This window comes from Bradyrhizobium sp. 956_D2_N1_4, assembly GCF_052076025.1.
Lineage (GTDB): Bacteria > Pseudomonadota > Alphaproteobacteria > Rhizobiales > Xanthobacteraceae > Bradyrhizobium > Bradyrhizobium barranii.
On sequence record NZ_CP197237.1, the window covers coordinates 1,990,540 to 2,006,367 of the forward strand.

Genomic DNA, 15,828 nt, shown 5'->3' on the forward strand with positions numbered 1-15,828 from the left:
CTCTATCAAAACGGGGGAGGTAAAACAGCATGGCTGAGATGGATATGCCGGCCGCGGGCGCACAGGCGTCGGCGGATAACAAGCAGATGGTCAATGCGATCATCGCATCGGTGCTCGGATGGGCGCTGGATCTGTTCGATTTGTTCATTTTGCTCTACGTGGCGCCGGTCGTCGGCGCGCTGTTCTTTCCGTCGAGCAACCCAGCGCTGTCGCTGGCTGCGGTCTACGGCTCGTTCGCCGTGACGCTCCTGATGCGGCCGCTGGGCTCGGCGGTGTTCGGGCATTATGCCGACGTGCACGGCCGCAAGCAGGCCATGCTGATCGCCATCATCGGCGTCGGCATCAGCACGGCGGCGTTCGGCCTGCTGCCGACCATCGCCCAGGTCGGCGTGATCGCGCCGATCCTCTTCCTGATCCTGCGTCTGGTGCAGGGCATCTTCGTCGGCGGCGTCGTGGCCTCCACGCACACCATCGGCACCGAGTCGGTACCGGCGCAATGGCGCGGCGCGATGTCCGGCCTGGTCGGCGGCGGTGGCGCCGGCATCGGTGCGCTGCTCGCGTCCTTCATCTTCCTGATCACGTCCTCGATCTTCCCCGGCGATGCCTTCGCGGTATGGGGCTGGCGCTTCATGTTCTTCTCGGGGCTGCTGAGCTCGCTGCTCGGCTGGTTCATCTTCCGCAACCTCGAGGAGTCGCCTTACTTCAAGGAGCTCAAGCGCCAGCAGGGCAACAAGCAGGCGAAGGTCTCGAAGGCGCCGGTCAGGGACGTGTTCTCCGGCGAGTATCGCGGCGTACTGCTGGTCAACCTTCTCATAACCTTCGGCGGTGGTGCCGGCTATTATCTGACCTCGGGTTATCTGCCGAGCTTCCTGAAGGTCATCAACGCGGTCCCGAACCAGACCTCGTCGCTGATCCTGATGGGTGCGAGCGTGTCGGCGTTCTTCTCCGCGGTGCTGGTCGGCGCGCTCAGCGATCGTATCGGCCGCAAGAAGACGTTCCTCATCATCGGCGTCCTGGCCGCGGTGCTGCTGCCGCTGTGCTACCTCAATCTCGCGGCGACCAAGGACACGACCCAAATCACGCTCTATGCGCTCGCCATCGCCTTCATCGGCAATGCCGGCTATGCGCCGGTGCTGATCTTCCTCAACGAGCGTTTTCCGACCGCGTTGCGCGCGAGCGGCACGGGTCTGTCGTGGAACATCGGCTTTGCGCTGGGCGGCATGATGCCGACCTTCGTCTCGCTGGTGAGCGGCAGCCCTGCGGAGATCCCGATGTCGCTGGCCTACTTCGCAGTCGGCGTGTTCGTGATCTACCTGATTGGTGCGGTCGTGATCCCCGAGACCAAGGGTAACTTCCGCTGAGCCAAATCGGCGCGGCCGCTTTCGTGGGCGCGCCGATCCATCGAATTGCGCGATGAGACGGGAATGGATGGGCTGCATTTCGACGACGTGATCGTCGGTGGCGGATCGGCGGGCTGCGTGCTCGCCAACCGGCTTTCCGCAGACGGAAGCCGCCGCGTGCTTCTGATCGAAGCCGGGATGGACACGCCGCCCGAGGCGACGCCGCCGGAAATACTCGACAGCTATCCGATGACGCTGTTCTTCGGCGACAAATACATCTGGCCGGGCCTGTCAGCGGCCGCCGGCCGCAATGCCGAGGGCAAGCCGGTCGTCCGCGCCTACGAGCAGGGCCGGGTGATGGGCGGTGGCTCCAGCATCAACGTGCAATCGGCCAATCGCGGCCTGCCGCGCGATTATGACGAATGGCGCGATCTCGGCGCGCGCGGCTGGGGCTGGGCGGATGTGCTGCCGTACTTCCTCAAGCTCGAAACGGACCTGGATTTCCACGGCCCGCTGCATGGCAAGCACGGCCCAATCCCAATCCGCCGCATCGCGCGCGAGGCGATGCCGCCGTTTGGCCACGCCGTCGGCGAAGCGTTGTCGGCGACCGGCCTGCCGTTCCGAAAGGACCAGAACGGCGAGTTCGAGGACGGCATCTTTCCGCCGGCCTTCTCCAATCGCAACGACCGGCGCGTCTCGACCGCCGCCGGATATCTCGACGCGGCAACGCGCGCGCGGCCGAACCTGACCATCTGGGCGGACAGCGAGGTCGAACAACTCCAACTCGATGGCCGCCGCGCGACGGGCGTCGTGGTCGCGCGGGGCGGGCAGAAGCTCGCCGTCGCCGCCGGCCGCGTGATCCTGACCACAGGCGCGCTGCAATCGCCGGCGATCCTGATGCGGGCGGGCATCGGCGCGGGTGCGGCGCTGCAAGCGCTCGGCATTCCCGTGGCGATCGATCTGCCCGGCGTCGGCAGCAATCTGCGCGATCATCCCGCACTGACCTTCTGTCAATATTTGCCGCGCCGGTTGCGGTTGCCGCTTGCCCGGCGGCGTCCCAATTTCGCGGCGATGCGCTTCTCGTCCGAACATCCCGGCTGCGACGCCTCCGACATGTACATCACTGCCTCGGCGCGCGGCGGGTGGCATGCGCTGGGCACGCGGCTTGGTCTCTACTTTCTCTGGTGCAACCGGCCGTATTCGAGTGGCTCGCTCACGCTGGCGAGCCGCGACCCGAAAACCTATCCTGTTGTCGATTTCAACCTGCTGTCCGACCGACGCGATCTCGAACGGATGGTCGCGGCCGTCCGGCTGCTCGCGAAGCTTGTCGTTCATCCCGCGCTCAACCCGGAGGCGGGCGATTTCTTCCCGGCCTCCTTTTCTCCGCGGATCAAGCGGCTGAGCCGGTACGGCACCGTCAATCGCATTGTTGCGTCCATCCTCGGGCCAATGCTCGACATACCCGCGGGCCTCAGGGCGCTTGTGATCCGGCTCGTGCTGCTCAACGGCACGGCCTTCCAAGCGACGCTTGCCGACGACCGTGCCCTCGAAGCCTTCGTACGGCAAAGCGTGTTCGGAGTCTGGCATCCAGTGGGGACATGCCGCGTGGGCGATCCCGCCGACCGGATGGCGGTGGTCGATCCCGGGGGCCGAGTGATCGGCAGTGAGAACATCTTTGTGGCGGATGCCTCGATCATGCCGCGGCTGCCGACGGCCAATACCAACATCCCCGCGATCATGGCGGCCGAGAAGATCAGTGATGCCCTGCTGTCGCGAAATTAAGCTTTGTGCTGCGCCAGCGCGGAAACGCCCTCCTGCGTTAGGTATTCGAGTTCCACGAGGTCACTCCATTGGATTCGACTCCTGAACAGGAAGCGCCGCGACGACCGACTGCGGCATCGAGCGGTTCACGTTAGACCGGGCTCGCTCTTCTTCGCTGTTGTTAGCCGAAAGTGGCCCGTGATGGATTGGAGCGAGGGTTAGATTGTTTCAATCAGTTAAAGGGCGGCGTGTGCATGACGTGTGCACCGGGAGATCGAGAAAATCTTGCGCAGGCCAACGTGAGCAGGCGTTTTGAAGCAGGCGGATTGGTCGCGGAAAGCGCAGCTGCTTTGCACTCACGCAGCTAACTGCGACCTATTCGATCAATGACGCGACGTCTTGGGATGGGACCAACTGGCTCTTAATCAGCGGGGCTCGGGTTCGAGCCTTTGCCGCGTCGGGCGCGAGCCCCCGCAGAGACGCCAGGGCTCCAGAGACAAATCCTTTTGTCTTGCCGAAGCGCGTCGTCCTCTTGTTGCAAGACACCCGTCATCTTTGAAAGGACTATCTTGCCGCAAACGCCTAGCATATCCGGATCGTTGCCATCGTGACTGCGTGACATGAACACTCCCCGAGTTGAAAACCAGCGCGCCTCCACCAGCGTGCGATCGCCGATCATCGTCAATCAGCTTGGCCCGGACATTCGTGCGGCGCTGGTCGATCACTGGTCGCGCCCGCTGATCATCGATCATCCCGCCGATCGCGCGCCCTGGGATGTTGCTCCCGAAGCCGACGTGCTGCTGACGCGGCCGCTAGTGGGCTGGCACAAGGCGCCTGCGGAGAAGCCGGCCGGCTGGCCGTTCGGCCTGCGCTGGATCCAGACCGCTTCGACGGGCGTCGATTTCTTTCCGGCATGGCTGCTCGACGGTCCGGTGGTCACGGTCGGCCGCGGCATCTCGGCTGATCCGATCGCGGAATATGTCCTTGCGGCGATTCTCGGCTTCGAGAAGCGTATCCATGACATCCGGCCGCGCAATCGCGAGCAGTGGAAGATCGGCCCGCTGGGCTCGCTCACCGGCAAGACGATCGGGATTGCCGGCTTCGGCGCGATCGGCCGCGCAGTCGCCGAGCGGGCCAAGCCGTTCGGTGTCAACATCAGGGTTCTCAGGCGCTCGGCCTGGCCATATGTCCTTCCGGGCATCCAGCCGGTTGATAGCATCGAGGAACTGGTCGCGGTTTCCGATCATCTCGTCCTTGCTCTGCCGGCGACGACCAAGACCGCGCGTCTGATCAACGCCGATGTGCTGGCGCGGGCCAAGACGTCGCTGCACCTAATCAATGTCGCGCGTGGGCGGATCGTCGATCAGAGTGCGCTGTTGCAGGCGCTCGACGAGGGGCGGATTGCCGGCGCGACGCTCGACGTCACCGATCCCGAGCCGCCGCCGGAGGGCGATCCGATCTATCGCCATCCCAAGGTCGTCCTGACCCCGCATGTGTCATGGACGGGTGGCGAGGATGCCAAGCGGCTGGCCGACAAGACGCTGGTCAACCTCGACGCCTATGCGCATGGCGTGGCGCTGGCCGACGTCTTCGACAAGAATCTCGAGTACTAGAGAAGGAAACCGCAGCAATGAACAAGGTCGTCGAGAAGCCCAAGAAATACTCTCTGGTCGAGCGCACGCCGGCCGCGACGTTCGAGGAAGAGCGGCTGCACCGCAAACAGCGGCTTGCCGCAACATTCCGCCTGTTCTCGCGCTACGGTTTCGATCAGGGGCTCGCAGGCCATGTCACCGTACGCGATCCGGAGTTTCCCGAACGGTTCTGGATCAATCCACTGTCGAAGCATTTCAGTCAGATCAAGGTCTCCGACCTTCAACTCGTCGACCATGACGGCAACATCCTGATCGGTGACAAGCCGATCAACCAAGCCGGCTTCGTGATTCACTCCGCGATCCACGCCGCGCATCCTGAGGTGATCGCGGCCGCGCACACCCATTCGACCTATGGCAAGGCCTGGTCGGCGCTCGGCCGCCTGCTCGATCCGCTGACGCAGGATTCCTGCGCCTTCTACGAGGATCACGTGCTGTTCGATCCGTTCTCCGGCGTCGTGCTGGAGGCGGAAGAGGGCCGCAAAATCGCGCAGGCGCTGGGATCAAAGAAGGCGGCCATCTTGCAGAACCACGGCCTGCTCACGGTCGGACCGACCATCGAGGCCGCCGCCTGGTGGTACATCGCCATGGACAATGCTGCGCGCGCCCAGCTGCTTGCGGAAGCCGCCGGTACGCCAAAGCCGATCCCGCACGAGATCGCCAGCCTGACCTCGCGGCAGGTCGGAACGCACAAGGGCGGCTATTTCAGCTTCCAGCCGTTGTGGGACTGGATCACCGAGGCGGAACCGGATCTATTCAATTAGGGATCGAGGCTTCCAAGCCGGGCCGATGACCCGGCTAGCCGAATTGCGCCACGCTCTAACATCGTGAGATATAGCGGCAAGCGGCTTGTCACGCTTGTGCAGGCTGCCGCAGCAACGGTGAGGAGCAGGGCGACATGGTCAATGGTCTGCCAAGCGAAGTTGAAGTCATCACATTGTTCGTCGATGACATTGTCTCGTCGAAAGCGTTTTACGCCAAGGTTTTCAAATCTGAGACGGTCTGGGAGGATGAGGTCTCATCCGTGCTTCGATTTGGTGGGCTCCTGGTCAATCTTCTCGACGCGTCTCAGGCACCGCCGCTTGTCGAGCCGCTGCGTGTCGCGCTGTCCTCCGCAGGGGCGCGCGCACTCCTGACGATCAGGGTCGTCGACGTCAATCAGGTCTGTTCAGCCCTGCGGGAGATTGGCGTCGATCTGCTCAATGGCCCGATCGACCGTCCGTGGGGGCGACGAACTGCGTCCTTTGCCGACCCCTCAGGCCATGTCTGGGAGATCGCGCAGCTGATTGAGCGGAAGTAGCAGCCTGCTGCCGGCCCGCCGATCGCTACAGCGTCCCACAGACGCGATTGACCAGTTCGATGAACCAGCGCAGCGCCGGATTGGCCATGGCGCGGCGCGTGTGGAGAAGGTCGATGGTGAATGGCTCCACATCATAGGGAACCGGAACGACAGATACGCCGGCGGCTGTCGCGAAGCGGCGCGCGACGCGCTCGGCCATGGTTGCCACGAGATCGGTGCCGGCGACGGCGAACGGCACCGCGACGACATGGGCGAGCGTGATCGCGGTCCGGCGCTTGCGTCCGTGCCGGCTCAGCATCGTGTCGATTGCGCCGGGAAGCCCGTCGCCGCCGGCGGAGGAGAACAGCACATGCGGAAGCCGCGTGTAATCGTCCTTGGTGAGACGGGCTTTCAGTTTGGCGCGTTTGGCGTCGCGAATGCAGACGAAACTCTCCGTGAAAAGCGTGGATCGGATGATGCGCGGGGAAGCGGGAAGATGGCCACCTATCAGCGCGTCGACATCGCCGTGTTCCAGGCTTGCGACACTCGCGGCCGGATCAATGATGGGGCGCACCACGAGATCGATACCAGGCGCCTCCCGCCGCAACGCCTCGACCAGTCGCGGCACCACGACGAGGTCGCCATAGTCGGTCGCCGCAATAGACAGGCGATGGCGGGCTGTTGCCGGATTGAAGGCTGATGTGGGTTCGAGCACGCCCCTGATCTGGCCCAGAGCGTCGCTGATCGGCCGCGCCAGCGACAGCGCCTTGGCCGTCGGCTGCATGCCGGAGGCCGAGCGCACGAAGAGCTCATCGCCAAACAGCGCACGCAGCCGCGTCAGCGTGCTGCTCATGGACGGTTGCGCCAGGCCGATGCGCTGGCCGGCGCGGGTCACATGGCGTTCCTCCATCAGCGCCTCGAAGGCGACCAGGAGGTTGAGGTCGACGGAAGCCAAATTCATTTGAACGATGATAGATATAGTAATAATCGATTTCAAGAATGATGCGGGGTGTGGTCTCCTGGCGGAGACGACATGATTGGGCGCGGCGTATGCGATCCTCACTCCTGCACTTCATCCCGCGCGGACCGACCTTGCTGGCGCTTGGCGTCCTGCTTGGATTGGTCTTTCCGGCTCTTGCGGACCTCGCTCGCCCCCTGATGCCAACCACGATCTTCCTGATCGTGCTGGGAACGCTGTTGCGGATCGACAGTCAGGCCGTCGTCGCAACGCTGCGACGGCCATCGCTTTCCGTGCTCTTGCCGGCCGTCGTCATGGTGGCCTGTCCACTCGTCGTCGGTGTTGCCGGTCACGCCTTGAACCTTGGTCCGGAGATCGCGCTCGCGGCGGTGCTCGCCGTCTCGGCGCCGCCATCGAGCGGAACGGCAGCGGTGGCACGCATGCTCGGGCTCGACGGAGCGGTGCCGCTCGTGGTGACGGTGTTGTCCATGGTGCTGGCTCCGGTCACCGTGCCGCTTCTTGCAGGCTGGTTCGGCGGACTCGAGATCAGCGCGCTCGAGCTCGCGCTTCGTCTGGCGCTGTTGATCGGCGGCGCCGAAGGGGTGGCCTTCCTGGTCCGCCGGCATGCAGCCCCGGTGCTGGCGGCCCATGGCAGGATGGTCGACGGGATCATCGTCGCGGCGCTCCTCGTCTTTGCGGTGGCGACGATGGCTGACATTCGCGCGCAGATCGCGGCGGATGTGCGGGCCGCCACGCTCTGCCTCGGGCTCGCCTTTGCATGCAATATCGCCCTTCAAGCAGCTGGTGTCGTGCTGCTGCCGGGCAATTTGAGCCAGCGGCTGACCGTCGGGCTCATCCTCGGCAACCGTAATGTCGGCCTGGTCTGGTCGGCGCTGGGTGCTGCCGCCTCGCCACGCATGGCGCTATACTTCGCCGCGACGCAATTTCCGATCTACCTCCTGCCGCGCCTGATCGAGACATTGATCGGCCGGGACACTGGAAAGGCCAAGCCGTGACCACGCCCCGTCTTACCCGCGAACATGCCTCGCATTTTGCCAACATCGCGCTCGGCCATGTCGGGCGCGAATATCCCAATAACGTTGACCACGCGCTGGCTGAACCTGCGGATGCCCGCACGCCGAGCCAGCTGCATCCGATCTTCTACGGCAGCTATGACTGGCATTCCTGCGTCCACAGCTATTGGATGCTGGCGCGACTGCTGCGCAGGTTTCCCGACTTTGCGGCAGCCTCCGACATTCGCGCTCTCTTCGATACGCAATTCGTGCCCGAGAAGGTCGCCGCCGAACGTGCTTACTTCGCCCGCCCGACTGCCCGCGGCTTCAAGCGGCCGTATGGCTGGGCCTGGCTCCTGAAGCTCGCGACTGAACTGGCGCTCCACCCTGACGATCGCTGGAGTCGCAATCTCGCGCCGCTGGCCGAAATCATCGCGCAACGCTTTCGCGACTTCCTGCCGTTGGCGTTCTATCCCGTACGCGTCGGCACCCATTTCAATACGGCGTTTGGCCTGCGGATGGCGGCAGACTACGCCGGCATCAAAAAGGATGAAGCGCTTGCCAGGTTGCTGCACGAGACTGGCCAGCGCTGGTATGGTGAGGACACCGACTGTCCCGCCTGGGGTGAGCCGAGTGGCGACGACTTCCAGTCCTCGGCTCTTATCGAGGCCGAATGCATGCGGCGGCTGTTGCCCTCGGACGCGTTCCTTCCCTGGTTTGATCGGTTTCTGCCGCGGCTGGTCGAACGACGGCCGGCAACGCTGTTCAAGCCTGCGACGGTCACCGATCGCACCGACGGCAAGATCGCTCATCTCGACGGACTCAATCTCAGCCGCGCCTGGTGCTGGCGTTCTCTCGGCGACGCCTTGCCGGCAAGCGACCCCCGCCGCGTCGTTGCTCACGAAGCGGCGCGCGAGCATCTGGCCGCAGGCCTCCCCCATATCGCCGGTCACTACATGGGAGAGCACTGGCTCGCGAGCTTTGCCGTGCTTGCATTGGATGATGAGAACTGAGCGGGCAGGGGCCTTCCGCGGCTCATTCAATCCGCGGTCATGATCAACCGAAGGCGCGCGTGCGCATGTGTGCGACATCGTCGCCACCCGACGGGATCGACGCCAGCAGCGACCTTGTATAGGGCTGCTGAGGGTTGTCGAAGATGTCGGCGACGGTCCCGTGTTCGACGATGCGTCCGCGATGCATCACGGAGACGGTGTGGGCGAGCTGACGCACCAGCGCCAGGTCATGAGACACGAACACGTAGGTCAGGCCCAGAGTAGTCTGTAGCGAGAGCAGGACTTCGACGATGCCGGCCTGGACGCTGACGTCGAGCGCGGAGGTGGGTTCGTCGAGCACGATCACGTCGGGCTTGAGGACCAGCGACCGGGCGATGGCCACGCGCTGGCGCTGGCCACCTGACAGGGCTCCGGGCTTGCGGGAGAGCAGGTGCTCGCCAAGTCCGACATCGGCCAACGCTTCGCGGACGCGCTCATCCCGTTCTTTTTGCGTTCCGATCTTGAATCGATCGAGCGGCTCGCGCACGAGCCGCTCGATCGTCCAGGTCGGATCGAGCGAGGTGAACGGGTTCTGGTAGACCAATTGAAGGTGGCGCCACACCGTCCGCAGTGCCTCGGGCGAGCGGCCGGTGATTTGTTCGCCTGCGACCGAGATGCTCCCGGTGTCGGGTCCCTCCAGCCCAAGCAGCAACCGGACCGTCGTGGTCTTTCCCGAGCCCGATTCGCCGACCAGCGCGTGCGTGGTGCCAGCAGGGACGCTGAACGACAAATCGTCGACGGCCGTCAGCGCCTTGCCGTCGACTGTGAACGTCTTCGTGACGGCGCTGACCTCGATCTTCGGTGCCTGGCCGGTCTTGAGGGAACGGAAGCCCGTGTCGCGCAGTGCGGCGTAACGGTCGGGGTTGAGGGCCGGGACATCCGCGCGCAGCTTCCTTGCGTAGGCCGACGCCGGCGAGGAGAAGACGGAAGCGGTCCGGCCAGCCTCCTGGATGACGCCGTCCTTGAGCACCACGAGCGAGTCCGCTCGCTCGGCGGCGATTGCAAGGTCGTGCGTGATGAGCAGCAGACTGATCTTGAGATCGTGCTGCAGCCGCGTGAGCAGGTCGAGGATCCGCTTCTGGATCGTGACGTCGAGCGCGGAGGTCGGCTCGTCCGCGACCAGCAGTGCCGGCCGTGGCAGGATCGCAAGGCCGATCAGCACGCGCTGGAGCATGCCGCCGGACAGCTGGTGCGGGTAGGAGTCGTAGACACGCAGGGGGGTGTCGAGCCCAACCTGGGCGAACGTCTCCAGGATGAGCTGCTTGCGGATCGTCTTGTCGGGCTCGTCGAGCAGCGCAGCCGCCTCCTGCGCCTGGGCACCGATTGTCCGTACCGGGTTGAGTGAGTTGGCGGGATCCTGCGGGACGAACCCGATGGCTCGTCCCCGCAGCGGCCGGAAGCCGCGCTCGGAAATCCCCAGCACCTCCTGGCCGTCGAACGCGACGCGGCCGGTGGCGTGCCCGCCGCTGGGGAGCAGCCGCAGCACCGCGCGGGCGATCGTCGACTTGCCGGAGCCGGACTCCCCGATGAGGGCGAGGCTCTCGCCGCGGCCGAGTTCAAAGCTCACGTTGGTCACGACCTCGTGCGGCCCATAGGAGACCGACAGGCCGTCGACCCGGAGCTGCGGAATCGACCGCAGCGGCGTCGGCGCGACGCGCTCGGCGCGGGTGAACGTGGCGGTCAGTCTGTCTTGCGGAGCCATCGGCTGATCCTGTTTGCGGAGAGGACGGTCGCGATCGTGACGAAGGCGGGGGCGTACACCAGCCACGGCCATTTGAGGTAGTCCTTGCCGATCGAGATCAGCAGGCCCCAGTCGGAGGCGGGAGGCGGATCGCCGTAGCCGAGGAAAGCAAGGCTGGCGATCACCAGGATCGACAGGCCGAACTGCAGCACCGCGAGCGGGAGCACCGAGCGCGATGCATTCGGCAGCACGTGCCGCAACAGAATGTGCCGGCGCGAGCCGCCCATCAGGAACGATGCCTCGACGAAAACGGCCTGCCGGGTCTTGATCACTTCCGAGCGCATCACCCGCGTGAACACGGCGACCGCCGAGACGCCGGTCGCAACCGCAGCGTTCGTGGTGTCGAAACCTATCGCGGTGACAACGATGACCGCCAGCAGGAAGTTCGGGATCGCCAGCAGCACATCCACCAGGCGGGCGAGCACGATGTCCATCCAGCCGCCGAGGAAGCCGGCCAGGAGGCCGATGAGCCCGCCGGCAACCGCGGCGATGACGACCGCGATGAGCGCGCTCGTCACCGAGGAGGCCGTGCCATAGACGACCCGGGTATAGAGGTCGCGACCGAGGTGATCGGTACCGAACCAGTGTGCTGCGCTGGGGCTGAGCAGCTTGTCAGCGGGGACGCCGTTGGCGGGATCATGACTCGTGAACAGGCCAGGTGCGAGCGACCAGGCGATCACGAGCGCGATGACCACGAAGGCGAGCGCGACGGTCGGCGGCACCCGAAGGGCTGTCAGCCGGCTGATCGCCGCGATGCGCGAGGCCGGCGAGACGGAGGCGACGGTCATGGCGTCACCGCCTGGGAAAGATTGGCGGAGCTCTCGTCGGCGGTGGTCGGGCAGACCTTGCGACCGCCGATCAGCTTCACGCGCGGGTCTAGCAGGGGGTAGACGAGGTCGGCGATCAGGTTAACGAGCACGAACACCACTGCCGCAAGCGAGACGACCGCTTGCAGGACAGGCAGGTCCTGCGTGCTCACCGAACGCTGCACCAGGCTGCCGATGCCGGTGCGTCCGAACACTGTCTCGGTGATCAGCGAACCGCCGAGCAGTTCGCCGATGGCGAGTGCGATGACGGTGATGACCGGGAGCGAAGACGGCTTGAGCAGGTGCTTGGCAAAGAGGCGCATCTGCCCGAGCCCACGGCTGCGCGCAACGGCGGCGTATTCCTGCTCGGACTCGTTGTCGAGGTTCGCGATCAGCACCTCGGTGATCCGTGCGGAGATGGGGATGCCGAGCGCGACCGCGGCGAAGAAGGTCGCCCAGAAGCTGTCCGGCGCGATCACGCGAAAGAACCCGAGCTGGAAGCCGAAGATGTGGATCAGCACCAAGCCGATCACGAAGTTCGGCACTGACAGGAATAACGATGGGAAGCCACGCAGCAAGCCCTGGCCGAACCGTTTCGGAAGGAACTGGGTGCCGTAGGCGATCGTGGCCGCCAGCAGCAGCGCGATGGCGAAAGCTGCGGATGCAAGGATCAGTGTCGAAGGGAGAACCTCGGCGATCAGGGTCGTCACAGGCCGGTTGGATCGCATCGACAGGCCGAGGTCGCCGGTCACGAAGTTGGACAAGGACGCCCACAGCTGGATCGGAATTGGCCGGTCCAGGCCTTGGGCGGCGATGATCTCGTTGATCTGATCCTCGCTGAATCCATTCTGCGGGTCGCGCAGCACGTTGGTGATGGGGTCACCAGGCAAAATACTCACGACGACGAAAGTGAAGACGTAAGCCAGCAGGATAACGACGACGGCTTGGGCGAAGCGCTTCGCGGCATAGGACAGGTAGGCGCTTCTCATGCCGGTCGCCTCCTCACGCTGCTTGTTTGCACTGCGGATTACTCGCCGATCGTTGCCGTGTAATAGCTGGCGTAGGCGATGCCGTTGTAGACCTCCCCCTTGAGCTTCGGGGACTGCACGTAGATCCGCTGGACGATCTGCGTGCGCGGGATGAAATAGCCCTGCTGGAGAACGTAGGTCTGCAACTCATCGAGCAGCGGATTGCGAATGTCGAGAGAGGCCGCGCCGGCGATCTTGTCGCGCAGTTCATTGAGCTTCTTGTCGCTGTCGCCGAGGTTGAACCAGTTCTCGCCGTTGTTGGCGTCGGTGAGGATGCTGGCCACCGTGCCGGCGTCAATGAAGCTGCGCGTCACCTCGTAGGCCGGCACGGCCGGCCCGCCGAACCGGACCTTCTCGCCGAACGTCACGACGTCGTAGGCGCGAATGGTGACCTTCCAGCCGAGCTTGCCGAGTTGCTGGGCGATGAGCTCGTCGATCGACTTTGCCGTCGCAAGATAGGGGTTGGAGTGGAGCGTCAGCGACAGCTGCTTGCCGTCCTTGGCACGGACGCCGCCAGCACCCTTGATCCAGCCGGCCTCGTCGAGAAGCTTCTCCGCCTTGCCGGGGTTGTAGGCCAGGAGCTCGCTATGGTCGGTCGCACCCGGCACGTTGCTCTGGATGAAAGACGTCGCCAGCTTCCAGTCAGGCGTATAGACGGTGTCGATGATCTCCTTCCGGTTGATGCCGGCTTGAAGAGCCTGGCGCACTTTCACGTCATTGTATGGCTCCAGCTTGGTGTTGATCGCGAGGCCGTTGACGAAACCGAGATAGCGCGGGGTTGCGACCGTGAAGCCCGCTTCCTTGAGCGATTTCAGTTCCTGCGGTGAGGGGCTGTAGGCGACATCGGCCTGTCCCGACTGGACAGCGGCGACCCGCAGCGACGGCTCGGTCACGAGTTTGTAGGCGATAGAGTTGAGGTAGGCCGGACCGGTGTGGCCGACGGCTGCCGGCCCCCAATTGTAGTCCTTGCGCTTGACCAGCTTGACGAAGTCGCCCTCTTTCCAGGAAGCGACCACATACGGGCCGCTGCCGGATGTCTTGGCCAGATCAGCCTGCTGGGCTGCGGGCTGCGCGATCGTTTTCGGGGAGATGAGGATCGAGCCGTGATAGCCGAGCGTCGGGATAAACCCGAGCGTCGGCGCTTTGAAGACAACCTTCACTGTGGTGGCATCGACCGCCTCAGCATGGTCGTAAGTCTTCGGGAAGAGGCCAATCGGATTGATCCCCTCGTTCCGCCGGCCTGCGTGCCAGATGTCGAGATTGGCGACCACGGCTGACGCGTCGAGCGGTGTTCCGTCGGAGAAGGTCACACCCTTCTTGAGGTGCAGGGTGAACTGTGTGGCCTCGCCGTTCTGCTCCCAGCTTTCGGCGATCCAGGGGCTAACCTTGCCGTCAGCATCGACATAGACGAGCTTGTCGGCTACGTGGCCCCAGATGTGGCCCTGGAAGCTGGAGATCGCGCTGTTGTTCGGAATCCAGGTGCTGCCGAGCGAGTCGATGAGGAAGGTGATGTCGCCGCCGTTCGGTGGAGCGCCAGCACTTTGAGCCGGAGAGAGACCTGCCATTGCCGTCACGGCGACGGCTGTTACCACGGAGGTCGCGACCAACAGCCGACGTCGGGTGAGCAAGAGCGAAAAGAAGCGCGCAGACATGGATAGCCCCTGGCGATTGGTGGCGTTGGTCGGAGCACCCATTCATAGAGATGTTTGGGCACGATCGACATTTCTGCGTAGGAGAGGCGAAACGAACGGACCTGGCCATTCCAAATTTCGCTGGAGATGGACAACAAATGCCTCGGGATCAGGACGATGTGAGTGACGGTTATCTTGTTGCCAGCGCGAACGCACTCGACCGAGGTCGTCTTGCGGCCAAATACCCGTCGATTGCCGCTCTTGGTCGTATGCCAATTCGAGTCCGGCGTCGAAACGATCTTCTCGAGCTCGTCAACTCTCGTGGTGTGTCGCCGGCTTGAAAGGACATTCCGCAAGACCCCGCGCGGAGTAGAGTGGCATTGATGCCGGCGCGCGAAGAATGAATTTTTCTACCATCGAAATGCGCGCTGCAGTCTGTGGAAGGTTCCGGTAAAGTTCGGAGGATCGAAAAACAGCGCACCTTTCCCGAGCGCAGTTGTGGTGTTCGAGCCGTCGAACGACAACGAGCCAGTCACTCGCCGCGCGGTCGGTGTGTGAGCTTGTATTCCGGTGCAGGCAGACCAAGTGGTGTGTAGAGGTAACTCACCATCAGCGATGGGACGCCTCTGCTGGCAATCTCCACCAGCGGGCCGTACCCAGGGTTTTCGCTCAGATCCTTGGTGACGTGAGCGAGTCCTTTGTTCGTCACGTGAAATACAGCGAGCAATGCGTTTTCCGCTTCATCGCTCGGCCCTGGGTACAGGCGCAGCACCTTATCTGGCGTGACTTTCTCCAGCGACCCTTCTGATGTGCTGAAGTGCTCAATTCCAACGTCGGTGGGGCGACGTGGTCGGCTGATGTTACCGAGCCGCCCGTTGTCGTTGCATAGCCCAAGAAACTCCAGCAGCGCACGACAGTGCATTATTCCGGCTTCGATTGCTGGGTTGATGAAGGCGAGCAGGTTTCCTTCGACTACCAGCTTATCGCCTGCATAGGAGATTCATCGGCGCTACGCCATACGTAGCGTAGAGCTTTAGCGCGAGATTGAGCGTGGCAACTGCCTGCATCCGATGCGGAAGCAGATCATTCAGCAGGCGATCACGATCCATCGTCGATTTTCCTGTTTACTTTCCGATTCAAATATTCACGCCGAGATGGATATTGTCGCGCTCAAGTAGTGTGAGTTTGTTGTACGACCCAGAGAGAATCACGGCACTTCCGGCCGACGGACTGGCATTACGACCGCGAAAAAGAAAGCAAAACGCGGCCAATCGCTTAGATGTGCGGTACAACATTTGCGCATGCGGCACCTCATGTTGTACCGCTGGCGGCCAACTATCTCCGCCGCAAATAAAAGCGTTGCGGATCAGGGCCTTGCGACTTCAGGAATACATTCATTGGCTGAGATAAGCGCTTGTAATTACTGGAATTTTTCCGTGGCGCCCATGATGGACCGGAGCGAGAATTAAAGTCCTTCAATAGGTTAGATAGTGGCGTGTGCACGACGTGTGCACCGGGGGATCAAGAAAAATCCCATCAAAGCCAGTGTGAGCAGGCGTCCAAAGGTGGA

Annotated in this window: 12 protein-coding genes and 1 pseudogene; 7 read left to right on the forward strand and 6 right to left on the reverse strand. The window is 63.6% G+C overall.

Annotated elements, in window-relative coordinates; translation table 11 throughout:
- Positions 1-29 precede the first annotated feature (29 nt).
- The 5 genes and pseudogenes from AB7535_RS08915 (at position 30) to AB7535_RS08935 (ending at position 6,050) form a co-directional block, all read left to right on the forward strand.
- Positions 30-1,361 (forward strand): MFS transporter, encoded by a 1,332-nt coding sequence (locus tag AB7535_RS08915; protein WP_085404182.1) that lies wholly within the window; start codon positions 30-32, stop codon positions 1,359-1,361.
- A gap of 63 nt (positions 1,362-1,424) precedes the next feature.
- The gene (locus AB7535_RS08920; RefSeq protein WP_439037275.1) at positions 1,425-3,122 is read left to right on the forward strand and encodes a GMC family oxidoreductase; all 1,698 of its coding nucleotides are present in this window, start codon (positions 1,425-1,427) and stop codon (positions 3,120-3,122) included.
- Positions 3,123-3,721: 599 nt separating this feature from the next.
- Positions 3,722-4,714 (forward strand): NAD(P)-dependent oxidoreductase, encoded by a 993-nt coding sequence (locus AB7535_RS08925; protein ID WP_135215581.1) that lies wholly within the window; start codon positions 3,722-3,724, stop codon positions 4,712-4,714.
- Positions 4,708-5,514: pseudogene (locus AB7535_RS08930) on the forward strand (class II aldolase/adducin family protein); the annotation flags it as partial. The gene AB7535_RS08925 and the pseudogene AB7535_RS08930, both read left to right, overlap by 7 nt.
- Before the next feature lie 134 nt (positions 5,515-5,648).
- Complete coding sequence (locus AB7535_RS08935; protein ID WP_135215579.1) at positions 5,649-6,050, forward strand: VOC family protein; 402 nt, start codon at positions 5,649-5,651, stop codon at positions 6,048-6,050.
- Positions 6,051-6,075: 25 nt separating this feature from the next.
- On the opposite strand, the gene AB7535_RS08940 is transcribed toward AB7535_RS08935, so the two are convergent.
- Positions 6,076-6,990, reverse strand: a complete 915-nt coding sequence (locus AB7535_RS08940; RefSeq protein ID WP_085404178.1) for a LysR family transcriptional regulator — start codon at positions 6,988-6,990, stop codon at positions 6,076-6,078.
- Between the two features lie 89 nt (positions 6,991-7,079).
- Between AB7535_RS08940 and AB7535_RS08945 the strand changes: the two genes are divergently transcribed.
- Together AB7535_RS08945 and AB7535_RS08950 are read left to right on the forward strand one after the other, a co-directional pair.
- Positions 7,080-8,003 carry a hypothetical protein gene (locus AB7535_RS08945; protein ID WP_085404177.1) on the forward strand — a complete coding sequence of 308 codons (924 nt, stop codon included), beginning with the start codon at positions 7,080-7,082 and terminating at the stop codon, positions 8,001-8,003.
- A complete protein-coding gene (locus tag AB7535_RS08950; RefSeq protein ID WP_085404176.1) occupies positions 8,000-9,013 on the forward strand; it encodes a DUF2891 domain-containing protein in 1,014 nt (337 codons plus the stop codon). Before AB7535_RS08945 ends, AB7535_RS08950 begins: the two co-directional genes overlap by 4 nt.
- Before the next feature lie 43 nt (positions 9,014-9,056).
- On the opposite strand, the gene AB7535_RS08955 is transcribed toward AB7535_RS08950, so the two are convergent.
- From AB7535_RS08955 to AB7535_RS08975, 5 genes are all read right to left on the reverse strand, one after another.
- A complete protein-coding gene (locus AB7535_RS08955) occupies positions 9,057-10,754 on the reverse strand; it encodes an ABC transporter ATP-binding protein (protein ID WP_135215578.1) in 1,698 nt (565 codons plus the stop codon).
- Complete coding sequence (locus tag AB7535_RS08960; protein WP_354114257.1) at positions 10,733-11,581, reverse strand: ABC transporter permease; 849 nt, start codon at positions 11,579-11,581, stop codon at positions 10,733-10,735. Before AB7535_RS08960 ends, AB7535_RS08955 begins: the two co-directional genes overlap by 22 nt.
- Positions 11,578-12,588, reverse strand: coding sequence for an ABC transporter permease (locus tag AB7535_RS08965; RefSeq protein WP_085404173.1), 1,011 nt, complete (start codon positions 12,586-12,588; stop codon positions 11,578-11,580). The genes AB7535_RS08960 and AB7535_RS08965 overlap by 4 nt, the downstream gene beginning before the upstream one ends.
- Before the next feature lie 38 nt (positions 12,589-12,626).
- Positions 12,627-14,279 carry an ABC transporter substrate-binding protein gene (locus AB7535_RS08970; RefSeq protein ID WP_085404215.1) on the reverse strand — a complete coding sequence of 551 codons (1,653 nt, stop codon included), beginning with the start codon at positions 14,277-14,279 and terminating at the stop codon, positions 12,627-12,629.
- 511 nt (positions 14,280-14,790) lie between these two features.
- Positions 14,791-15,180 (reverse strand): hypothetical protein, encoded by a 390-nt coding sequence (locus AB7535_RS08975; RefSeq protein WP_085404172.1) that lies wholly within the window; start codon positions 15,178-15,180, stop codon positions 14,791-14,793.
- Between the last annotated feature and the right edge of the window lie 648 nt (positions 15,181-15,828).